Annotated in this window: 21 protein-coding genes; 16 read left to right on the top strand and 5 right to left on the bottom strand. The window is 27.6% G+C overall.

What is annotated here, in order from left to right; genetic code table 11:
- Positions 1-4 precede the first annotated feature (4 nt).
- Genes LN42_RS01480 through ligA form a run of 9 tightly spaced genes read left to right on the top strand, consistent with a single transcriptional unit; the run spans position 5 to position 10728 of the window.
- Positions 5-439 (top strand): Asp23/Gls24 family envelope stress response protein, encoded by a 435-nt coding sequence (locus tag LN42_RS01480; RefSeq protein WP_014295763.1) that lies wholly within the window; start codon positions 5-7, stop codon positions 437-439.
- A complete protein-coding gene (nusB, locus tag LN42_RS01475) occupies positions 436-864 on the top strand; it encodes a transcription antitermination factor NusB (protein ID WP_014295762.1) in 429 nt (142 codons plus the stop codon). Before LN42_RS01480 ends, nusB begins: the two co-directional genes overlap by 4 nt.
- A gap of 10 nt (positions 865-874) precedes the next feature.
- Complete coding sequence (dxs, locus tag LN42_RS01470; RefSeq protein ID WP_148265119.1) at positions 875-2716, top strand: 1-deoxy-D-xylulose-5-phosphate synthase; 1842 nt, start codon at positions 875-877, stop codon at positions 2714-2716.
- A gap of 14 nt (positions 2717-2730) precedes the next feature.
- Positions 2731-3291 carry a hypothetical protein gene (locus LN42_RS01465; protein WP_041638418.1) on the top strand — a complete coding sequence of 187 codons (561 nt, stop codon included), beginning with the start codon at positions 2731-2733 and terminating at the stop codon, positions 3289-3291.
- 6 nt (positions 3292-3297) lie between these two features.
- Positions 3298-5619 (top strand): endonuclease MutS2, encoded by a 2322-nt coding sequence (locus LN42_RS01460; RefSeq protein WP_014295759.1) that lies wholly within the window; start codon positions 3298-3300, stop codon positions 5617-5619.
- Between the two features lie 2 nt (positions 5620-5621).
- Positions 5622-7703: a cell division protein FtsA gene (locus LN42_RS01455; RefSeq protein ID WP_014295758.1), complete on the top strand. Its 2082-nt coding sequence runs from the start codon at positions 5622-5624 to the stop codon at positions 7701-7703.
- Positions 7700-8056 (top strand): holo-ACP synthase, encoded by a 357-nt coding sequence (gene acpS, locus LN42_RS01450; RefSeq protein ID WP_014295757.1) that lies wholly within the window; start codon positions 7700-7702, stop codon positions 8054-8056. The genes LN42_RS01455 and acpS overlap by 4 nt, the downstream gene beginning before the upstream one ends.
- On the top strand, positions 8057-8707 hold the full coding sequence (locus LN42_RS01445; RefSeq protein WP_014295756.1) for an MgtC/SapB family protein: 651 nt from the start codon (positions 8057-8059) through the stop codon (positions 8705-8707).
- 20 nt (positions 8708-8727) lie between these two features.
- Positions 8728-10728 (top strand): NAD-dependent DNA ligase LigA, encoded by a 2001-nt coding sequence (gene ligA / locus LN42_RS01440; protein WP_075780173.1) that lies wholly within the window; start codon positions 8728-8730, stop codon positions 10726-10728.
- A 39-nt stretch (positions 10729-10767) separates the two neighbouring features.
- Here ligA and LN42_RS01435 read toward each other — a convergent pair whose 3' ends face one another.
- From LN42_RS01435 to LN42_RS01420, 4 genes are all read right to left on the bottom strand, one after another.
- On the bottom strand, positions 10768-11964 hold the full coding sequence (locus LN42_RS01435; RefSeq protein WP_014295754.1) for a serine dehydratase subunit alpha family protein: 1197 nt from the start codon (positions 11962-11964) through the stop codon (positions 10768-10770).
- Positions 11965-11990: 26 nt separating this feature from the next.
- On the bottom strand, positions 11991-12878 hold the full coding sequence (locus tag LN42_RS01430) for a DMT family transporter (protein WP_369804762.1): 888 nt from the start codon (positions 12876-12878) through the stop codon (positions 11991-11993).
- Between the two features lie 215 nt (positions 12879-13093).
- Entirely contained in the window at positions 13094-14404 is a 1311-nt protein-coding gene (locus LN42_RS01425) for an alkaline phosphatase (protein ID WP_075780172.1), read from the bottom strand.
- A 191-nt stretch (positions 14405-14595) separates the two neighbouring features.
- The gene (locus LN42_RS01420; RefSeq protein ID WP_075780171.1) at positions 14596-15246 is read right to left on the bottom strand and encodes a DUF2202 domain-containing protein; all 651 of its coding nucleotides are present in this window, start codon (positions 15244-15246) and stop codon (positions 14596-14598) included.
- Between the two features lie 176 nt (positions 15247-15422).
- On the opposite strand from LN42_RS01420, the gene LN42_RS01415 reads away from it, so the two are divergent.
- Both LN42_RS01415 and LN42_RS01410 read left to right on the top strand, forming a co-directional pair.
- Positions 15423-16391, top strand: a complete 969-nt coding sequence (locus LN42_RS01415) for an aldo/keto reductase (RefSeq protein WP_075780170.1) — start codon at positions 15423-15425, stop codon at positions 16389-16391.
- 17 nt (positions 16392-16408) lie between these two features.
- Positions 16409-16828, top strand: coding sequence for a PPC domain-containing DNA-binding protein (locus tag LN42_RS01410; RefSeq protein WP_075780169.1), 420 nt, complete (start codon positions 16409-16411; stop codon positions 16826-16828).
- Between the two features lie 52 nt (positions 16829-16880).
- Here the strand turns inward: LN42_RS01410 and LN42_RS01405 are convergent, their stop codons facing one another.
- Entirely contained in the window at positions 16881-17900 is a 1020-nt protein-coding gene (locus LN42_RS01405) for an alanine racemase (protein ID WP_075780168.1), read from the bottom strand.
- Between the two features lie 154 nt (positions 17901-18054).
- Between LN42_RS01405 and LN42_RS01400 the strand changes: the two genes are divergently transcribed.
- Genes LN42_RS01400 through LN42_RS01380 form a run of 5 tightly spaced genes read left to right on the top strand, consistent with a single transcriptional unit; the run spans position 18055 to position 23056 of the window.
- Positions 18055-19773 (top strand): cache domain-containing protein, encoded by a 1719-nt coding sequence (locus LN42_RS01400; RefSeq protein ID WP_075780167.1) that lies wholly within the window; start codon positions 18055-18057, stop codon positions 19771-19773.
- Positions 19774-19804: 31 nt separating this feature from the next.
- A complete protein-coding gene (locus tag LN42_RS01395) occupies positions 19805-20485 on the top strand; it encodes a GGDEF domain-containing protein (protein WP_014295751.1) in 681 nt (226 codons plus the stop codon).
- A gap of 19 nt (positions 20486-20504) precedes the next feature.
- Positions 20505-21050: a SiaB family protein kinase gene (locus LN42_RS01390; RefSeq protein WP_014295750.1), complete on the top strand. Its 546-nt coding sequence runs from the start codon at positions 20505-20507 to the stop codon at positions 21048-21050.
- Between the two features lie 11 nt (positions 21051-21061).
- Positions 21062-21439 (top strand): DUF1987 domain-containing protein, encoded by a 378-nt coding sequence (locus LN42_RS01385; protein WP_014295749.1) that lies wholly within the window; start codon positions 21062-21064, stop codon positions 21437-21439.
- Between the two features lie 18 nt (positions 21440-21457).
- On the top strand, positions 21458-23056 hold the full coding sequence (locus LN42_RS01380; RefSeq protein WP_075780166.1) for an ATP-binding protein: 1599 nt from the start codon (positions 21458-21460) through the stop codon (positions 23054-23056).
- The last annotated feature ends 16 nt before the right edge of the window (positions 23057-23072 follow it).

The raw sequence follows: 23072 nt of genomic DNA, 5'->3' as shown, positions 1-23072 counted from the left end.
TAATATGGCCATGTATGAAAAAAATCAATTTGGTGAATTAACCTTCACTGATAGTGCATTAAAAGAATTGGCCATGAAATCGTATCAATTATTTTTTAAAGAAAATGTTGAAGGTGCAGATTTAAATGAAAGAGATTTAGCAAAATTGATTAAAGTAAATGAAAATGATGACGGAACAATATCAGTATTCGTAAAAACAAAAGCAAAATATGGTGAGAGCATAATAAAATTCGCAAAGGATTTACAGGAATTCTTAAAATCAGAAGTAGAAAAAATGACAGAAGTGCCTGTAAGAAATGTTGATATTGTTCTTGATGGATTAATTATTTCTTCTACGGAAGATAATTATGAAGAATTAGAAGAAGCAGAAAAACCAGAAATTGAAGAAGAAATAGACTATGAAAAAATCGAAGATGAAAATGGGAGTGTTGAAAATTGATTCCAAAAAGAAGATATGTTAGAGAAGCAGTATTAGAAGCGACATTTCAACTTGATTTTATTGAGGGTATAGAATATGAAAATGTAATAGATTTATTGAGGGACCTTTTAAAAGAAAAAAAGGTCCCTCAAAACCTATTTGAAGAAGGGGAAATTTATTTACAAAATATTTTGGAAAATAAAGATAGATATGATGAATATATAAAAAAATATCTTATTAATTGGGATTTTGATAGAGTTGCAAATATTGAAAAAACTATTTTAAGACTTGCAATATTTGAGTTAGAAAAAAGAAAGGATATTCCGCCTAAGGTTATTCTTGATGAAGCTGTTGAATTAGCAAAAAAATATTCCAATGAAAAAAGTGCCAAATTTATAAACGGTATTTTAGATAAAATAGCAAAAGAAGAATTTAAAAGGCTATAGAGGTGGTTGGATGGATATGGAAAACCCTTTGTACCACAAGATACGGGAAATGGATTATGAAGAATTAGAGAGTTTAGCGAATAAAATAAGGAATTATATATATGAAACGGTTACAAAAAATACAGGACATCTTGCCTCAAATCTTGGAGTGGTTGAATTAACCCTTGCACTATATAGAATTTTTGACCCGAAAGAGGATATTGTTATCTGGGATACAAGTCATCAAGCATATATACATAAATTACTAACTGGAAGATGGGAAGCATTTAAAACATTAAGACAGAAAAATGGAATTAGTGGATTTACAAATATATTCGAAAGTGAATATGATTATTTTGGTGCTGGGCATGCTGGCACTTCTATTTCTGCTGCTTTGGGATATGAAATAGGGTTTAAAAATCAAAATATTGATAAGAATATTATCGCTATTATTGGTGATGGTGCATTTACCAGTGGTATGGTACTTGAATCATTAAATCAGTTAAAATCACTTCATTCTAAAATAAAAATAATACTTGTTAATAATGAAATGTCTATTTCAGAAAATGTTGGAGCTATTGCAAAAATTTTAAATAAAGTAAGATTATCAAATGATTATTATGCAATAAAGGAAAAAATAAAAGATACTCTTGAAAGTTCAGAAGTTGGTCAGGATATTGAACACACATTGAAAAAAATACGTGATGGTATTAAACATACAGTATATAATGAAGCAATGAGTATATTTGAAGGTATGGGAATAAAATATTATGGTCCAGTAGACGGGCACGATATAAAATCCCTTGAAAAATATCTTAGATTTATAAAAAATTATGATGATGGTCCATGTATTTTACATTTAAAAACCATTAAAGGTAAAGGAATGGACTTTGCTGAAGAAAATCCAACAAAATATCATGGAGTGAGCAATAAAAAATCAGAAAAACTTTCTTATAGTAAGGTAGTTGGTAATGTTCTTAAAGAATTAGGTGAGAAATATAATTTTGTTTCCTTTACCGCTGCTATGGAGGAAGGAACAGGGTTAAATATTTTAAAGTCCCGATATCCTGAAAAGGTTATTGATATGGGAATTACAGAACCATCAATAGTTACAGCTGCAGGAGCGACGAGACTTGCAGGGACATTCGCAATTGTTGATATATATTCATCATTTATGCAAAGAGCATTTGACTCAATTATTCATGATATAGCTTTACAAAAAATTCCTGTATTATATTTGCTCGATAGAGCTGGTATCGTTGGAGAAGACGGACCAACTCATCATGGTGTATTTGATATATCTTATTTGAGATTGGTGCCAGATATTGAAATATTGACACCATTAAATGCCCAGGATTTAGCTAATATGCTATATACCGTATTGGAAAACGATCTGGAAAAACCTACATTTATAAGATTTCCAAGAGGTGGAGAATATATAGATATAAAAGATATAATAAATAATTTAGAATTAGTGGATGAAAAATGGAAAGTAATAAAAGAAGAATCAAAAGAAAATATCGTTTTTGTTGTTGGACAATTAATTGAAGAATATAAAGAATTATGGGATGAACTTAATGCAACAATTATTGGTGTTAGAAGCGTTAAACCAATTGATGAAGGGATTTTAAAAGAATATATAAAGGATAATACAAATATTTTTATTGTAGAGGAGAATGCGATAAAAGGCGGATTTAATGAAGAAATAAAAACATATATTATAAAGAATAAAATAAATATAGATTCATTAGTAGAATTAGGAGCTAACGATGAATTTATTCCTCAGGGAACAAGAAAAGAATTATTAGATGAATATATAGTAAAACCAGAGTATTTAAGAGAAAAAATAGGAATTACCCATAAAACAAAATGAAAGGGGCGTTGAAAGTGAAAAAAGTTTTATTATTGATTTCTATATTTGTTGTTGCCATTACTGCTTTTACTATTAACATAGCTGTTATGGGAACATATGGAATTACTGCATCTTCTACATCTATTGATATAGCTGGTTGGGATGATACATTTAAAAACTTTGATTATTATACAGTTAGAATAGGTTTGCTCTTTCCAGCAGAAGATTCTCCAGAAATGTCATTTGGTCCATATTTTGGTTATACAGTTTATGATAATATATCACAAACACAATTAAAAGATTTAAATGCAATTATAGAAGATACTGGTTATGAAATCGGGATAATTACAACATATAACACCGATTTTTTATTTAATACAAAATTCAATGTATTAGCAGTTGGTGGAATGCATACAGAAGATGAGTTTAAAACTCTTTCTACAATAATAAACATTAATCTTGGATTGTCATATGAATTTTCTAATTTCAATATTATGTTATTGGGTGGATACGAGTCAAGATATTTCTCTACTGATAATAAAATGGCAACTATCAATTATTTTCCTCTTAATATAGCTCTGGAGGTGTCTTTTTAATAAAATATGAATTCCAAAACATATAAAGATCTTGAAATAGATAAAATACTAAATTTAATATCCTCAAAAGCCTCTTCAAGATATGGAAAAAGATATATACTTGAAGAGTTTGAATATTTCCAAGATTATGAAAAAATTGAAGAAGAATACAAAATAATAGATGAGATTAATAATTATATATATGAATACGGTGAATTTGATATTCGCGGAATCCCTATAATATATGATGAAATAAAAAAAGTTGAAAATGGTACATATTTAGATCCAATTGAATATAAAAGAATTGCTGATTTTCTTTCTCAGACACAAAATTTATATAAAGAAAATAGAAAAAATCTTATTAAATATACTCATTTACAGGATTTAATATTTTCTATTCCTGAAACAGATAATTTTATTGATATTGTATATAAAGCTATTGATGAAGATGGGAATGTAAAAGATTCCGCAAGCGATTTATTGAGACGAATAAGAAAAAGAATAGAAAATAATAAAAAAAGCATTTCTGTAACTTTAAGAAGAATAATAGGAAAATATCAAAAATATGTAAGTATTCAACAGCCTACTGTAAAAAATAATAGATATTGCATAGTTATAAGAAGTGAATATAAAAATAAAATAAATGGTTCTATTATTGCATATTCAGATAGAGGAGTTTCGGTATATATTGAACCGTATGAAGTAGGAAAACTCAATGCTGAACTTTCTGATTTATTTGCTCAGGAAAAAGCAGAAATATCAAGGATTTTAGGTGAAATATACCTTAAACTTGTAAAAATACTTCCCAAAGTAAAAAAAACTATAAGTATAGTTGAGTATATTGATTCATTACAGGCTAGAATAAAATACGCTAAAGAAAATAGATATGTATTTTCAAAACCAGAGAAAAATAAAAAGTATATATATCTTTCCGATATAAGACATCCTTTAATAGAAAAAGAAAAGGTAGTTCCAGTAACTCTAAAATTACCTAAAGATAAGTCTGGAATGATTATTACAGGGCCAAATACAGGCGGAAAAACTGTAGTTTTAAAATCTGTAGGGATAAGCGTTGTATTTTCTCATGCTGTATATCCAGTACCTGCGGAAATGGCGAATATCCCATATATAACAAATATTTTTACTGATATTGGTGATGAACAAAGTATTGAACAAACATTGAGTACTTTTTCTTCGCATTTGAAAAATATAAAAAATATATTGGATAATGCACATGAAAAAACATTGGTATTAATTGATGAACTTGGCACGGGAACTGATCCTATTGAGGGATCCGCTTTAGCAATAGCCATAATAGAAAAACTTCTCGAATTAAACAGCACATTTTTTATTACTTCACATTTATCCGCAGTAAAAATGTACTCTATAGAAAATGAAAGATTATTATCGGCTTCTATGGGATTTGATAAAAATACATTATCTCCAACGTACAGGTTATTAATAGGTGTCCCAGGTGCATCACATGCAATTGATATTGCAGAACGTCTTGGGCTTCCTCATGATGTATTGGTTAAAGCCAACAACTTTTTAAGTAAAGAACAGGTATATGATGAAAAAATAATAGAAAATCTTTCGCAAATATATGAAGAATTAGAAAAAGAAAAAGAATTACATAAACAAAAGCATAAAGAAGTTATACAACTTCAAAGAAATCTTGAAGAACAATTGGAAATAATTAAGAAAAGAGAATTAGAAAAAATTGATGAAGAAATAAAAGAGTATAAGGAATATCTAAAAAATCTAAAAAAAGATGTAGAAAATTATATTTCCATATTGAAAAACGAAAAGAATATAGACAAAATTAAGGATTTAAATAAAAAAATTGAAAAGAAAAAAAGAGAATTAGAAAAAACTAAGATAAAAAACAATAATAAAAAGAATGAAAATAATATAAATATAGGGGATGTAGTATTAATTGGTGGTGAAAAGGCAAAGGTAATAAAAATTTTAAAAGATAAAATACAGGTAAAATTTATTGAAAAACCATTTGAATTGACTGTTTCTCCAGATGAAATCAAATTAGAAAAAAGTAAAGACGAAAAAAATAAAAATCAAAAAAATTCTATGCATATTCCGGTATTAAAACCTATAAAAAATGAAATTGATATTAGAGGTTATACAGTAGAAGACGCAATTCCAGAAATAGAAAAATTCATATCAGATTTAATAGCCTCTAATATGAAAGGTGGATATATTATTCACGGGAAAGGTACCGGAAAACTTGCAATGGGAATCTGGGCATATCTAAGAAAAAATAGGAGAATAAAATCTTTCAGATTAGGAAATGATAATGAAGGGGGTACAGGAGTTACCTACGTGGAGGTGTAAAAATGTTTGCTCTTGATATAGGAACACGCTTTATAGTTGGAATAATATCAGAAATGACAGAAGATGGAGAAATTATTATAGAAAATTTTGCCGTAAAAGAACATGAAAATCGTGCAATGCTTGATGGACAAATACATGATGTTACAAAGGTTTCAAAAGGTGTTGAAAAGATAATTAAACAATTAAAAGAAAACATAGATGATGAATCCAAAATAAAAAATGTAGCCGTTGCTCTTGCAGGAAGGTTTTTAGTAACAACAATAGGCGAATATGAAATGGAAATTTCTAACATGAATTATATTGATTATAATACCGTTAAGACATTGGAATTGGAAGCAGTAAAAGATGCAGTTAAAAATTTAGAAATAGAAAAAAATTTCTATTGCGTAGGTTATTCTGTATTATATTATGAAATAGATGGAGAATGGATAAAAAAATTAGAAGGACAAAAAGGTGAAAAAGCAAAGGCAAAGGTTATTGCAGCATTTTTGCCTAAAAATGTTGTTGATGCAATGCTTGCCGTTTTAGAATTAAATGATTTAGAGCCAGTTCACATTACTCTTGAACCTATAGCAGCTATGAATCTAATTGTTCCGGAAGATTTAAGAACATTAAATATCGCCATGGTTGATGTAGGAGCTGGAACAAGCGATATTGCAATAGCAAAAGATGGAACAATAATCGGATATGGTATGGTTCCAATGGCAGGAGATGAAATTTCTGAAGCCATTTCAAAAGAATTATTAGTGGATTTTAAAACAGCAGAACGACTAAAAAGAGAATTAAATAATCAGGAAAAAGATGTATTTACATACAAAGATATACTTGATTTTGAACAGGAAATTTCAAAAGAAAAAATTCTTGAAATTATCGAACCTGTAGTTGAGGAAATAACTTCAAAAATAGCAGAAAAAATACTTGAATTAAATGGAAAACCTCCAATAGCTGTTATGGTTGTTGGTGGTGGAGGGAAAGTACCGCAATTTATTGATAAACTTGCATTAAAACTCAACCTTTCCAGAAATAGAATTACTTTAAAGGATATAAAAAATATAGAATATGTTGAATTTTTAACTGATGAAACACTTGAAGGAAGCGAATTTATTACACCTGTTGGAATTGCATATGTTGCACATAAAAATGAAGGGAATGTTTTTGCAAGAATTATAGTAAATGATAAGCCAATAAATATGATGCTTGTTGGTGGAGAATTAAGTGTAATGCAGGTTTTATTACAGGCTGGATTTGGAATAAATGATATTGTTGGAAAACCGGCACCTGCGATATCGTATGAAATAAATGGTGAATTAAAATTCTTGCCGGGAGAAAAAGGTAAAGAAGCACCTATAAAAATAAATGGAAAAGAAGCAGATTTAAAAAGTCCTGTTAAACCTGGTGATGTATTGGAGGTTGGTAAACCTCAAGATGGAAAGATTCATTATCCAACTGTGAAAGAGATTATAAAACCTTATAAAATATTTATTGATGGCGAATTATATTCTATCTATCCCAGAGTATATAAAAACAATGAAGAAGTAAATTTAGAAGATATTGTTCATGATGGCGATAAATTTGAAATAAGGAATCCTCTTGTAAAAGAATTAAAAAGCAAATTAAAATCAAAAACAATAAAATTCTCTATCAATGACAAATTTTATGAAATACCTGTTGGTAAAGTATTAATGAGAAAAAATGAAATATTGAATGATTTTGATGAAATATATGATAACGATAAATTATATACGCAAATGGTAGAAGTACCATTAATAAAAGATTTTATAGATGTTAATCCCGAAAAAGTTATGAGTATAGTTTTAAACGGCTCACCAATAGAATTACCTTTAGAAGAAATAATAGTAAAGGACAGAGAAAAGAGAGTAAATATAAACAGTAAAGTATATGATGATATGCATTTGAAAGTAGAAAAAAGAGAAAAAGAAATACGTTTATTGGATTTATTTACTCATATAGATTTTGATGTATCAAATTTTACAAAATACAAAATATATATAAATAACAAAGAAATATTCAGTTTTAATGAAAAACTTAATCCTGGTGATGAAATAAGGATGGAATTTGAATGATCAAAGGAATAGGTGTTGATATCGTTGAAATTGATAGAATTTCTCAAGGCTTAGAGAAAAAAGTATTGCATGATAAAGAATTGGAAATCCTTGAAAAATTTAATGGAGAACGACGAAAAAAAGAATTTGTTGCCGGGAGATTCTCTTTAAAAGAATCTCTTATTAAAGCATTTGGAGAATATATTCCATTAAAAAAAATTGCTATTTTAAATAATGAAATTGGTAAGCCTTATATAATTGAAGAATCAAAAGAGTATCTATTCAAAAAATTTGGCAAAAAGAATATACATATATCTATTTCTCATGAAAAACATTACGTTGTAACTATGGTAGTTATAGAAGAGGTGGAATAAATGATTTTAACATATGATGTAATATTAAAAATATTCTTTGCAACAATTGCCGGAGCAGCAATTGGATATAATCGTGAAAAAATAAATAGACCAGCAGGAATTAGAACACATGCTTTATTATCTCTCGGATCATGTATTCTTACAATACTTTCAATCTATGTATTTTTTGATCCGGTAACAAAAATGGGAGATCCTGGAAGAATAGCAGCTCAAATCGTTTCGGGAATAGGTTTTTTGGGAGCAGGTACTATCTTAAAGAATGGAAATAAAGTAAAAGGTCTTACAACAGCTGCTACATTGTGGGTTGCAGCATCAATTGGAATGACATTTGGTGCAGGAGAATATTTTATAGGATTTTCGGCGTTAATAGCAACATTAATTATTCTATACGTTAATAAATTTTCAAAACACCTAACAGACGAAACAACTATTGAAATTACTGTAAAAGATAATAAAACTATAAAAAGAATACTTGATATATTAAACAATAATGAAGATCTAATTTTAAAGAATGTAGATTTTTCTCAAAAAAATGATGGTTTGTTGTATTTTATATTCAAAGGGATTGAACCAAAAGTATTATCCAAACTTCAGAAACAACTGGCATATTTAGAAGGAATAGAAAATATAAATATAATTGACGAACATTAATGAAGTATGGAGGAAAAAAGATGATACCAGAAGACATAAAAAAGGAATATGAAGAACTTAAAAAAGTTATAGAAAAACATAATTATCAATATTATGTGTTGAATAATCCTATTATAAGCGATACGGATTATGATAAATTATTTAAAAAATTACTTCAAATAGAAAAGAAATATCCTGAAATAATTACAGCTGATTCACCTTCTTTTAGGGTTGGCGGTAAAATTATCAGTGAATTTAAAACTGTTCAGCATTCTATTCCAATGCTCAGTCTTGACAACACATATAATGAAAATGAAATAATAGACTTTGATAATAGAGTCAAAAGATTATTAAACAAAGAAAATGTCGAATATTCCTGTGAATTAAAAATTGACGGTATATCAATAGCCTTAAAATATGAAAATGGATATTTAGTTCAGGCTATAACGAGGGGAAACGGAATTTCAGGCGACGATGTAACAGATAATGTAAAAACTATAAGAAGTATTCCTTTAAAACTTTCTGAAGATGTAACTATTGAAGTTAGAGGCGAGATATTTATGCCCAAAAAAGAATTCTTGAAAATAAATGAATATAGGGAAAGTGAAGGTCTTCAAGTATTTGCAAATCCGAGAAATGCAACTGCTGGAACAATTAAATTATTGGATACCTCGGAAGTTGCCAAAAGACATCTTGATTCATATATATATTATATAATTTCACCGGAAAATTACAATATAACAACTCAAATTGATGCTTTAAAATATTTAAAAAAATTAGGATTTAAAATAAATGAAAATACAAAACTTGCTAAAAATATAAATGAAGTTATCGAATACTGGAAATATTGGACAGAAAATAAAGCAAAGTTAAATTATGATGTAGATGGCGTTGTAATAAAAGTTAATAGTTTTGAAGAACAACAAATTCTTGGAAATACCGCTCGTTCTCCAAGGTGGGCTATAGCATTTAAATTTCCTGCAGAACAGGCTATAACTAAAGTAAAAGACATAAAATATCAGGTGGGTAGTACTGGAGTAATAACTCCCGTTGCCATATTTGAACCTGTTTTTTTAGAAGGCACTACTGTTCAAAGGGCAAGTTTGCATAATTTTGAATATATAAAAGAAAGAGATATAAGAATTGGGGATTATGTAAAAATAGAAAAAGCAGGAGGAATTATTCCTCAAGTTGTTACAGTGCTCGCAGAAAAAAGAACAGGTAATGAAATTCCAATAGAAGAACCAAAAGAATGTCCAGTATGTGGTGGAAAGGTTGGGAAATTAAATCCTGAGGAAGTAGCTATAAGATGTTTAAACCCTTTATGTAAAGCAAAATTAAAAAGAAATCTTGAAGTTTGGGTTTCAAGAGATGCAATGAATATACAGGGGCTTGGCCCAAAATTAATTGACAGAATGGTTGAAGCAAAATTAATTGAAAAAATACCCGATTTGTACAAATTGGACCATTTTAAACTTGCAACATTAGGTCATGGAATTGGGCCAAAGATGATAAGTAATATACTTCAACAAATTGAAAATTCAAAAAATAGTGGATTAGATAGAGTATTATATGCTATAGGAATTCCCAATGTTGGTAAAAAAATAGCAAAAGATCTTGCTAAAAAATTTAAAACAATAGATAATCTTATGAATGCAAATTATGATGAACTTCTTGCAATTGAAGGAATTGGAGAAGATATTGCACAACAGATTTATGATTTCTTTAAAGATCCACATGTAAAAGAAATTATAGAAGAATTAAAAGAAGCTGGAGTTTCTCTAACATATGAAACAGAAGAAAATACAAAAGGTGTCTTTTCTGGAATGACAATATGTGCAACAGGTGAATTGGAAAGAATGCCAAGAAGTAAATTGAAAGAGTTAATTGAAAAAAATGGAGGTATTTTTAAAGATACAGTAACTAAGAAGCTCAACCTTTTGGTAGTTGGGAAAAATGCAGGAAGCAAACTACAAAAAGCACAGAAATTTGGAATTCCAATAATGACAGAAGAAGAATTTTTTGAAAAATATAAAATATAATTATAAAAGGCGAATCCTAATATGGACTCGCCTTTTATATTAGCATTTTCCGATAAAATCTAAAACATCTTCGTCAAACTTCTTAATAGAAGTTGTTAAAATTCCAACTCTTTTAATAGTTTCTTCAACATCGTCTGCAGCTATTCCGTTACCACACGGAATATTTATATTATTTAATGCAAGTTGAGCACTTTGAAGTGCCGTAAAACTTCCAGTTCCTGCTTTTAGTGCACAGCCTTTTTTAGCTCCATCGCAGGTTAAACCAAATAATGTAGAGAGAACATTATTAATAGCGTTTTTTATCTGATCACGATTTCCTCCTTTTAGATAAACTATACCTGCAGCAGCACCAGCTGGCGCAATAGAACCTGCACCACAAATTGGAGTTAAAACTCCTGTATATGCTTTTATATAGATAGTCACTAACATGCTTAATAATATAGCTTTTAATACTTTTTCATTATCATATTTTTTTCCAATTTCAATTACAGGTAATGTACAGGATAATCCTTGATTGCCACTTCCTGCAACAGTCATTACAGGCATTAACTCACCACTCATTCTTGCATCAACAGCAGCCTGAACAATATTTACCGGTTCATAATCAAGTACATTTCCGAAATTTTGAGGATTTTTTAAACCTCTTTCTGCAATACCAGTATTCATTTCAATAGCTTTTTCAAGTAATTCTCTAATATCTTCATCAAAATCTTCAATAAAATCCAAAATTTCATCAATTGAATAATCCTTAATTTTATCAAGTAAAGTTCCACCAGGTTCAAAAGGTTTATCTAAAATAGGTGTCCCGTCTTTTTCTATGTGAACGATATTATCATGTTTTCCTTCAATAATTACCTGAACATTGCTTTTTCCTCTTAAAACACAATTAACCTTTAAACCATTAAAATCCTTATTCACCTTAATCTTTACTTTTCCAAGATATTTATGCGATTCATCTATGCATTTCTGATTAACATTCTTTAAAACTTCAAGGCCTAAACTTGCATCGCCACATGTGTAAGATAATGCAGCTGCAATTTCTAAGCCTATAAATGGAGTTCCAGGAATATTTACTTCAAGACCGTTTTTATATGTATTTTTATCAAGTTCTACTTCTATCCTTTCAACTTCGCCTTCAAAATGTTTTTTAGCAGCTGCAACGGCCAAAGCAACAGCAATAGGTTCTGTACAGCCGTATGCGGGTTTAACCTGATCGAAAAGTATTTCTTTTAACATATTCAACCTCCTATATCTATTTTAATTTAAAAATTGGATTCCTGTGATTCAATAGAGGTAATGTCTATAATTGGAGCAGAAGCAACCATTAAAAAGCCTAAAACTTTTAAAACATTAAATTGTTCTGATAAAAAAATTGCAGATAAAACCGAAGCAAAAATTAATTCTAAAGGCATTAATAAGGCTAAAGTGTGAGATTGTAATTTTTTAAGTGCGAAATAATTTAAAGTTAATGGTACAAATGTTGCAAAAACTGCCAATAAAAATCCTGATAATAAGAATTTGGAACTTAAAGTTTCAAAACCGTTGGTAATTGACATTAAAATAAAGTAATAAATAAATGTTCCTAAAAAAGTGTAAAAACTATTTTCCAGAGGATTTGGATATTTTGTTTTTATATTTTCACTTACAGTAACTACAAAAAGAGCGTTTACAAAAGCAGCAAATAAAACCATTATAGTTCCAAAAATCAGGCTTTCATTTTGCAAAAATGCTTTTTCACCCATATTGGCAATTAAAACTCCTGCAAAAGATAAGCCTACCGCAACTGCATTATAAAAGTTGAGCTTTCTATTAGTAGTTTTCGTTTGTAATAGAGAAACAAAAATAGGGTTGGTGAAATATACTACAGTTGCATAAGCTGGGCTTAGATATTGAAGTCCCAAAAAAAATGAATAGGCAGCTATTCCATAATTAACAATTCCTAAACTGCCAAAAATAAAAAATTTTTTAAATTTAAACTTATACCCAAACCCCATAAATAAAACAAGAGCAATTAAAAAAGAAAAAAAGAATCTTAAAAATAGGATTTGCGTAACAGTAGCACCTAAAGTATAGGAAAATTTACCTAATACAGACGTTATAGATGATGAAAATGCTGAGACTACAGCTAACCAATAATGCAACCTGATCACTCCAATTTTTTTATTTCATATTCATTATAACCTTTATTGAAAAAATTTTCAATATAAAAAATAAAGTGTATAATCAATTATACTAGATTATACACTTTATAAATACCTCTTATTGGATTTATTTGGATATTATTTCTATGAATATGTAAAATATTAAATAAAAAAATTCCCCTACTATATATAATATAGCAGGGGGAATTTATTATATATATAACTTAGTGACTACCAGAAACTGGTAATTCTAAAACTGGATAAGTTAAAGAATATCCTGCTAATTTTGCTATAATCTTAGGTATATCTGTATTATCATAAAATCCATTAAAGTTTTCTGCACCATTTCCAAATGCATATACCCCAACTGGAGCCCCTGTGTGATCAAAAGTAGTCCAGCCAAGATGTGCTTTTCTACTTACAACTCTACCAATTGCATTTGAAAATGCGTAATATGATCCAGCCTGTTCTTCAATTAATCTATCAAAGTATTCCATATCATCATCATTTAATGTAATCCCATAATATTTTTTTACAAGTTCTTTTACTTTTTCTTTACTTTTATTAGCTTCTTTTGATATGAAGTCTGTATTTTTAGTGAATTTTCTAAGCATTTCAACATCAAAATAATATCCTCCTGTTGAAAGACCTAAACCACCAGTTTCATGATCAGCAGTTACAATTACTAAAGTATCTGGATTATTTTTTACAAAATCCATAACAACATTAAATGCATTTTCAAATTCTAAAATTTCTTTCCAAACTCCGTAAGGATCATTGCCATGTGCTTCCCAATCTATTTGAGAACCCTCAACCATTAGGAAAAATGGCGAGTCGTCTTTTGATAAAATTTCAAGTGCTTTTTTAGTCATATCGGCTAACATTGGTTCAGAAACTCTGTCTGAAGCAGCAGGTAAATGGCTATAATTAAATAAACCTAATACTCTATTGCCATTATAATTTAATAATTCTTCTTTTGTGGTAATATAATCAAAACCATTTTCTTTAGCAATTTTTATTAAATCTTTACCGTCTTTTCTTTTTCCATTTGTAGGTATGAAATGTCTCCAACCGCCACCAAAGGCAACTGTCACATCACTATTTACTAATTGTTCTGCAAGAGTATTTTCATCTTTTCTTGAACTAACATGACCATATACAGCACCAGGTGTTGCATGTGTAATTCTAGATGTAGAAATAACTCCTACCTTAACCCCTTTTTTTGCTGCAAATTCTGCAATTGTAGGCACTACAGTACCATCAGGAAGCATGCCTATCATTCCGTTATTTGTTTTAAAGCCTGTAAGTAATGCTGTTCCAGCAGCTGCAGAATCAGTAACATTACTATTTGCAGAATAAGTTGTGGCAATACCAATATTTTGAGTTTTTAAGAAATTAATGAGTCGTCCTTCTAAATAACTAGCAAGCATAACATGGTTGATTCCCATACCATCGCCGATCATTAGTATAACGTTCTTCACTGGAAAAGCTAAAATAGTCAAAACCAAAAATAAAACTAAAAGAAACTTCTTCATAATCCCACTCCTCAATTAAAGAATGTGTTTTAATTATAACTTTTTTTGTAAGAAATAACAAATGTAGATATATAAAGGAAAAACAGCATTTGAATTTATAATTAATAATAAATCACGATATATGGAGTAAATATATCTTAATTTATATTTAAAAAAACGTCTTCCAAACGGAAGACGCTAGAATATTTTAATTATTTCTTTCCATGACCATTTCCATTTCCCATAGAATTAGAATCACTAAGGATTTTATTAAATTCATCTAAAGTAATAAATTTTGGAGTATAAGTTTCGTTGTATTTTTCTAATTGAGATACAAATGCTCTCATATGATTTTCAGAACCTTTTCTTAAATTTTCATAAACAAGAATAATATCTTCATTGTCTGTTTCTTTTAAAAGTTCATCAAGATCATATATGTCAAGATCTTCAATAAATCCACCAACTTTTAAAGCATCAACTTCTGAAGGCATTCCCATAGCTACTAAATCATAATATAATTTTTGAAGCTTCGTATTTGTAAAAACTCCAACTGTATTATCTTTTACAGGGTCCTCCAAATTGTATTTATCAAGAATAGCTTTTACGGCATCCATATGTGTTTGCTCAGATTTTGAAATGTTATAAAAAGTTTCAATATTCCATTTATAATATAAACTTAAATACACATCTCTTGCCAATTTTTCTTCTTCTCTCATTTGAAGTAATCCGCTAATTTCAGTTGCTGACAATGTTTGATAAGGTAAACTTTGAATACTTTCAGATGGATTATCAAAAAAACCCTCACCAAAGATAGTTAATGATAACAATATAATCACTAGATAAATAAACAATAGTTTTCTCATAAACTCACCCCCCTATAAATTTCTTTCATTAATATTCTACCATATAATTTATAAAATATAAAATATTAATAATAATATTAACATATTAATATTCTATTGACAAAAAAATAAAAATATGATATAATTAGTCTAACTAACAATTAGCATAGCTAACTATATGCGAGGAGGTATAAATTATGGAATACAGAAAATTAGGAAAAGCTGGAATAAAAGTAAGTGAATTATCATTTGGGTCATGGTTAACTTTCGGAAATCAATTGGATGCTGAAAATGTAAAATTATGTATGAGAGAAGCATTTAAACATGGAGTAAATTTTTTTGATAATGCAGAGGCTTATGCAAATGGTCTTTCCGAATCATTAATGGGAATGGTATTAAAAGAATTTAGAAGAACCGATTTAGTAATTTCAACAAAAATATTTTGGGGTGGAAATGGACCAAATGATAGGGGACTATCTCGAAAACATCTTTTAGAAGGAACTTGGAATTCATTAAAAAGATTACAATTGGATTATGTTGATTTAATTTTTTGTCACAGACCTGATCCTGATACTCCAATAGAAGAAACAGTATTAGCAATGGATTATATAGTAAGAAATGGTCTTGCGATGTATTGGGGAACCTCAGAATGGAGTGCAGAAGAAATTGAAGCGGCATTTAAAGCAGCGAAAGAATTAAACTGCATTCCACCAACAATGGAACAACCTCAATATAATATGCTTGTACGAGAAAAAGTAGAAAAAGAATTTAAGCCATTATATGAAAAATATGGATTAGGTTTAACTACATGGAGTCCTTTAGCAAGTGGAATTCTTACAGGAAAATATAATGATGGAATTCCTGAAGATAGTAGATTAGCAAAGTTTTCTAGATTAGTAAATACTTTAAAAGAGCGTGGAATGTTAACAGACGAAACTATTGAAAAAGTAAAAAAATTAACAGAAATTGCAAAAGATTTAGATGCAACAATGGCTCAATTGGCATTGGCCTGGTTATTGAAAAATAAAAATGTAAGTACTGTAATTACTGGAGCAAGTAAAGTAGAACAGGTAAGAGATAACATGAAAGCCGTTGAAGTAAAAGAAAAATTAACTGATGAAATTATGGAAGAAATTGAAAAGATTTTAAACAATAAACCCGAATAAATCGAGGTGCATTTTTAATGATATACAAAATTGATAAAGATATATTATTTATTAGATTAGATGATGGAGAAAAAATTTTTGAAAGTATATATGAAATCTTTGAAAAAGAAAATATAGTAAGTGGTATTGTTTTAAATGGAATAGGAATGCTTAAAGATTTTGAAATAGGCTGGTTTAATATTAGTACTAAAAAGTATGAAAAGGAATTTATATCTGTTCCACATGAATTAATAACAACAAATGGAAATATTTCTCTTAACAAAAATGCACCGTTTGCACATTTACATGTAGCTTTGGGCGGACCTTCTAGAAGTGTAATTGGTGGGCATTTGTTTAATGGAACAGTATGCAATACTATTGAAATGTTTGTCAAAATATTAAATATAAAATTGTATAGGGAAGAAGGAGAAACTTTTAAGCCTTTGAATTTTAAATAACAATATAAAGTGCCTTCAGATAAAAATTGAAAATTCTGAAGGCACTTTATTATTAATTAATATAAATCTTTTTAATATTATCAGCAGTCATTGAAAATAAAAGGCCAGCATAAGATAAATGAAAAATAATTTCATCACCTAAAAAATTTTTTCGATTTGATTTAGTAATATCTAAATATATATAATTATCATCAATATCAAGAACTGTTAAATCTTTATTTGAAGGTATCAAATCCACCTTGCTTAATTTAGGAACTTCTGAAATACATATTCCTATTTTTCGTTTTATTCCGTTAAAATGTTTTTCTTTTATTTCAACTAACGGAGAGATAAATTCACAGGTATCTTGATAAAGATAACCAAAAGGCATATCATCTAATCCTATTCCAAGGGCAATTGAAGCACCGCACCTTAATTGATTAACTTCATCAGGGATTTTTATTTTATCAAATAAGGATAAAGTTCCTGAGCTTCCACCTGAAAGAACATCTAATTGTATATTAAATTTTTTTTCTAAATATTTTTTAATATTAATAAGTGTTTTAAACTTTTCTTCAGATGGTCTTACTCCACCAAAACATGAAAAATTTACACCTAATCCTTTTAGTTTTATATTATTTAATTTAATAACCTTAGATACAAAATCTTCAATTTCTTCAATGTTTTCATAATATATTCCTTCTCTTAAATCACCCACATCAATCATTAATATTATTTCATAAACCTTGTTCTCCCAATTTGCATATCTATTAATATCTAATACAGTTTCAATTTCCGAAACAAGAGACATGTCAGTGTATTTTACTAATTCATTTAATTCACTTTGCATAGGTATTCTTATAAGCATTTTTGGAATTTCAAAATTCGCAAATTTTTTTAGGTTTAATAATTTTGAATCTGCAAGAATATTTACACCACTATTTATAATATTTTTTACCACTTTTATATCACCAGCAAAAACCTTAGTTACCGCAGCAACTTGTATATTTTTTTCTTTGCATTTTTGTATGATTTTTTTGGTATTTCTACGTATTTTTTTTAAATTTAATTTCAAAATAGGATAGGAACTCATAATATCAATCCTAAGATTTTAAATTTTGATTATACAAATTATATCATATTTTATTTTTAAAATTCAGTTCATTTTTCAATGAATTTACATTTTCTATTTTTTTTGATATAATGATATTATAATATTATTATACTTTATTATTATGAGGTGAATGATGGCTATAAGTGATTTTAGAAAGAATAGACTGCTTAGTTTAGCTTTGATTATTTCATTTATAATTATTACAACTATCAGCGTTATTTCTGCTGTATATTATTATAATACAAATTTAAATAAATCACAGGATTATATTAAAAGTGAAAATTCTGTAATCTCAACATTTATTGATGATTACTTTACTGAATTAATACATATCATTGAAACATTTGCCAATGATAAAGATTTTATTAATGGCGGTTTTTCTAAGGAAAGTGAGAAAAAAGTTTTGGAAACATTAAGAAATTATAGAAACGCAAATAAAAATATTGAGTTTATATATACTGGATACAAAAATAAAAAAATAATCATTGATAATTGGGAAGTTCCTGAAGACTATGATCCAACTATAAGGCCGTGGTATACAGAAGGTCTTAAAGATCCGAATTCGGTGTATATTGGAACACCATATAGAGAATATACAAGCAAACAATGGTTAATTTCAACAGGAAAGGCTCTGATAAAAGATGGAGAAGTTGTAGGTGTCCTTTCTGCCGATTGTTCAATAAAAGATTTTGTAAATCTTATTAACAGTGAATTAAGCTATAAAACAGGACAATCTTTTGTAATAAATAAAGATGGAATGGTTATCTTACATAAAGATCTTGAATATATAAATAAAAAATTATTTAATGATTTAAGTGAATTTAAAGGAAATAATGGAATTATTAAATCAACTTTTAATTCGAAAAAATATTATATTGCCTACACAAGATTGCCTTCAACAGGATGGTATGTTATTACAATGGTTGAAGCTTCGGAAATTACTTCGCCTGTTATAAAGGGTGTGAGTTTGTATTCAGTAGTTCTATTGACATTATTAATAGCATTCTTATATATTCAAAATATAGTATATTCTAATTTAAAATTAAAAAAGACTCTTGAAGAAAAGAATAAAGTTCTTGAAAAAACTAATAGAAAATTAACTGATAGTATAAATTATGCCAGGCATATTCAAAATTCAATTCTTCCATCTGAAAATAGTTTAAAAAATTATTTTGAAGATATTTTTGTTTTCTGGAATCCAGCAAATGGTGTTGGTGGCGATTTTTATTGGTTTAAACAAAATGATGACGGATCATATTATCTTGCAATAGTTGATTGTACTGGACATGGAGTTCCAGGTGCATTGATGACAATGACAGTAAATTCCATTTTAAATAGAATAACAGAAGATTTTAATCATTTATCCCTTTCAGAAATACTTAATAGATTAAATCTCATATTTAAAAAAACATTAAATTCAAATAAAAAGGATTTTAGAATGGACGATGGTTTAGAAATTGGTATCTGTCATATAATTCCTGATGAAAACAGATTATTATATGCCGGTGCCGGGATATCTTTATATTATACTAATAATGGAGAAGTAACAAGAATAAAAGGGAAAAATATTGGAATAGGATATAAAAGATCAAAAACACATTATGATTTTGAAGAGATATCGATAGATATAGAAAAAAATATGAATTTTTATCTAGCAACTGATGGATTTGAAGATCAAAATGATCCACAAAATAAGAGATTTGGAAGAAAGAAATTTATACAGTTGCTTCGTGAAATACAAATATATCCAATGGAAAAACAAAAGGAAATATTACAAAAAGCATTATATGAACATATGAATGGAGAAGAACAGCGAGATGATATAACCATTTTAGGGTTTAAATTGAGGTGATATTATTTTAGAAAAAAATTTTAAAATAGAAATGGAAATATTAAATCACGCTAAACAAATACTAAAAGATGAACAAATAACTTTTGAGAAATTAAAAGAGGAATATAAATATCTAATTGAAAAATATGAAAAATTACTAAAAGAGGTTGTAAAGATAACCAATATTTCTGATATTCAGGGAAACTATTTACACAAACTAAAAGATGAGCTATTAATTTCAAATAAAAAATTGAAAAATTTATCTGAAAGAGATAAATTGACAAATTTATATAATCGATTAAAATTTGATAAAGTAATCTCTCAGGAGATAGAATATGCTAAAAGGTATAATCGTATTTTTTCATTAGTTTTGTGTGATATTGATTATTTTAAAAATATTAATGATACCTATGGTCATAACTTTGGAGACGAAGTTTTAGTAGCGTTTTCAAAGCTTTTGATTCAAAATTTAAGAAAAATTGATTATGTTTTTAGATGGGGCGGAGATGAATTTATTATCCTTTTGCCGGAAACAAATAAATTTGAAGCACATAAAGTTGCTGAAAAACTAAAAAGAAAAATTTTGCAGGATAAATTTCTGAAAAAGATTAATTTAACAGCTAGCTTTGGAGTTGAAGAATATAAAAAGGGTTTGAGTATAGATGAGGTTATTGAATTGGCAGACAAAGCTTTATATAAATCTAAAGAAAATGGGAGAAATATGATTTCTTAATTATTTAGGGGGGAGAGAATTGAATCCAAAAAAGATTTTAGAATTGAAAAACAAAATTACAGAAAATAATGTAATAATTAGTTTTATAGGACCTTTTTCGCAGGGTATTATAGAAGAAATTGGAAGTGCGTTACGAGAACATTTAAAAAATGATCCTGATCTGAGTGTAGGATCAAATAATGTTTTCTCAGTATTTATTGAACAAAGCCAGAATATAAAAAACTATGAACGTATTCTTTCAAAAGAGGATATTAATAAAGTTCATCTTGATTCTATTTTATTAGTAGGTAAAGATGGTGAAAATTATTTTATTTGTTCAGGAAATGCAATAAGAGAAGAGCATATAAATGGAGTAAAAAAAAGATTGGATGAGATTAATTCTCTTGAAAAGTCTGAAATAAAAAAATTATATAAAAAGAAATTACGCGAGAGTATAAATAGTAATACTGGTGGGGCTGGATTGGGTTTTTTGGAAATGGCAAGACATTCAAAAGGAAAATTAGAGTATGAATTCATAAAACTTGAAAATAATTTTTATTATTTCATACTAATAGTAAAAATATAGGAGGGACAATAATGGAAAAATTATATATTAAACCAACAAAATCTACACCTGAAATAAATTTTGATCCAGAAAAAAGGAAATTATCTATACGTGGTGAATCTTATCCGGAAAATTCTTTTGAATTTTATAATCCAATATTTAAATGGTTAGAAGATTTTTTTAATGAAATTTCTGATGAAGAAGTAATTTTTGAATTTGAAATTAGTTATTTAAATACAAGCAGCACAAAATCTATAATGTTTATATTAGATATACTTGAAGAAGCTTATGAAGAAAATAAAAAAATAAAAATAAACTGGTATTATGATGAAGATAATGAATTTTCATATGAAATTGCAGAAAATTTTATGGAGGATTTAAATATTCCATTTGAAATGATAAAAAAGTAAAACTCTTGAGGTGACATTATGAAAAATATGTCTGAAAATATCTTTTTTAATGAAATTAATAACTTAAAAGAACATGAAGGATTTATCAAAAAAGATATTTCATATGAAGAATTAAAATCACATTATAATGATCTAATAAAGAGTTATAAACGCTTATTAAAACAAACACAAAAAATTTCAAAAATAAGCGATATTAATCATAGATTACTTAATGAAACCAAAACGCATCTGAAATTACTTCTGGATAATTCAGAAGAAGGATTTCTTGCATTTGGGAAGGATTTTTTAGTTTACAATGAATATAGTCACGAATGTTTGAATATTTTTAACATGGAAGATATTTCAAAAAAAAATATATTCGAGTTACTCTTTGAAAAGGATTATGACATAGAAAAAAGAATTTTTGAACATATTTTTGAAGATTCGGAAAAGGAAGATGTTTATTTAGAACTTTTACCGCAGGAAATAAAAAGAAAAGATAAAATTTTAAAGGTTAGATATAAGATTATATATATGAATTCTGAAAAAAGAATTATGTGTATAATAAAAGACATAACTGAAAAAAAACAGCTGGAAAAAAATCTCGAAATGGAAAAAAATAACAATAAAATGTTATTAAATGTGATAATATATAAAGATTTAGTAAAAAAATACATAGACGATTATCTTCAATATGTTACTTCTAAAATATATGAAGATATAGAATTATATACCATTGAAAAATTTATATCAGAATTTTATAGAAAAATTCATACATATAAAGGAATATTTTTACAATGGAATATGTTGAAATTTGGTAAAGAATTGGATAAACTTGAAAATGAGATAAATATATTAAAAGAATCAAACATCAAGAGTAAAGCTGAAATAATATCTTTTATTAAAAAGAAAAAAATGGATACATATTTAATGTATGAACTGGATCTAATAAAAAAAGTATTGGGTAAAGAATTTCTAAATAATGAGATGATCTGGGTTGATAAAAAGAAGATACTTTCCTTAGAAGAATATGTACAAAAGAGTATTCCAGAAGATCAGGCAGAATATATATTAAAAGAATTAAAAAGATTATATTATAAAGATTTCAACAATCTTTTTAATATGTATAAAAACTATACTATAGATCTTGCTGAAAAATTTGAAAAGAAAATAGATAATTTTATAGTTGAAGTTGATGATAATATACTTTTTGATCCAGAAATATTTTACAATTTCAATAAATCACTTATTCACATATTTAGAAATATAATAGTTCATGGGATTGAATATCCACAGGAACGTTCAATATTAGGAAAATCTTACGGTGGGAATATATATTGTAAAGTTTATACTGAAAATAATGAAATACATATAAAAATTTCCGATGATGGTAAAGGTATTGATAAGCAAAAATTAAAAGAGAAGGCTGAGAAAGAAAATATAAAAGAAAAAGATATACTAAATCTTATATTTAGAGATGGAATTACAACGAAAGAAAATCCTGATGAATATGGAGGTAAAGGTGTTGGTTTATCTGCAGTAAAAGAAGAAATTGAAAAACTTAATGGTAAAATACTGGTTTACTCAGAAGAAAATAAAGGGACTACATTTGAGTTTATACTTCCTGAAAATTTTTAATAGAGGTGATTGAATA

This window comes from Marinitoga sp. 1137 (assembly GCF_001941525.1).
GTDB lineage: Bacteria > Thermotogota > Thermotogae > Petrotogales > Petrotogaceae > Marinitoga > Marinitoga piezophila.
Note: the sequence above shows the minus strand (reverse complement) of the source record. Positions and strands in the feature narration are given on the sequence as shown.

Excerpts from the sequence above, each read along its gene's own strand:
- LN42_RS01480 (WP_014295763.1), top strand. The coding sequence starts at position 5 with ATGGCCATGTATGAAAAAAATCAATTTGGTGAATTAACCTTCACTGAT.
- dxs (WP_148265119.1), top strand. The coding sequence starts at position 875 with ATGGATATGGAAAACCCTTTGTACCACAAGATACGGGAAATGGATTAT.
- LN42_RS01460 (WP_014295759.1), top strand. The coding sequence starts at position 3,298 with ATGAATTCCAAAACATATAAAGATCTTGAAATAGATAAAATACTAAAT.
- LN42_RS01455 (WP_014295758.1), top strand. The coding sequence starts at position 5,622 with ATGTTTGCTCTTGATATAGGAACACGCTTTATAGTTGGAATAATATCA.
- acpS (WP_014295757.1), top strand. The coding sequence starts at position 7,700 with ATGATCAAAGGAATAGGTGTTGATATCGTTGAAATTGATAGAATTTCT.
- LN42_RS01445 (WP_014295756.1), top strand. The coding sequence starts at position 8,057 with ATGATTTTAACATATGATGTAATATTAAAAATATTCTTTGCAACAATT.
- ligA (WP_075780173.1), top strand. The coding sequence starts at position 8,728 with ATGATACCAGAAGACATAAAAAAGGAATATGAAGAACTTAAAAAAGTT.
- LN42_RS01435 (WP_014295754.1), bottom strand. The coding sequence starts at position 11,964 with ATGTTAAAAGAAATACTTTTCGATCAGGTTAAACCCGCATACGGCTGT.
- LN42_RS01425 (WP_075780172.1), bottom strand. The coding sequence starts at position 14,404 with ATGAAGAAGTTTCTTTTAGTTTTATTTTTGGTTTTGACTATTTTAGCT.
- LN42_RS01420 (WP_075780171.1), bottom strand. The coding sequence starts at position 15,246 with ATGAGAAAACTATTGTTTATTTATCTAGTGATTATATTGTTATCATTA.
- LN42_RS01415 (WP_075780170.1), top strand. The coding sequence starts at position 15,423 with ATGGAATACAGAAAATTAGGAAAAGCTGGAATAAAAGTAAGTGAATTA.
- LN42_RS01410 (WP_075780169.1), top strand. The coding sequence starts at position 16,409 with ATGATATACAAAATTGATAAAGATATATTATTTATTAGATTAGATGAT.
- LN42_RS01405 (WP_075780168.1), bottom strand. The coding sequence starts at position 17,900 with ATGAGTTCCTATCCTATTTTGAAATTAAATTTAAAAAAAATACGTAGA.
- LN42_RS01400 (WP_075780167.1), top strand. The coding sequence starts at position 18,055 with ATGGCTATAAGTGATTTTAGAAAGAATAGACTGCTTAGTTTAGCTTTG.
- LN42_RS01395 (WP_014295751.1), top strand. The coding sequence starts at position 19,805 with ATGGAAATATTAAATCACGCTAAACAAATACTAAAAGATGAACAAATA.
- LN42_RS01385 (WP_014295749.1), top strand. The coding sequence starts at position 21,062 with ATGGAAAAATTATATATTAAACCAACAAAATCTACACCTGAAATAAAT.
- LN42_RS01380 (WP_075780166.1), top strand. The coding sequence starts at position 21,458 with ATGAAAAATATGTCTGAAAATATCTTTTTTAATGAAATTAATAACTTA.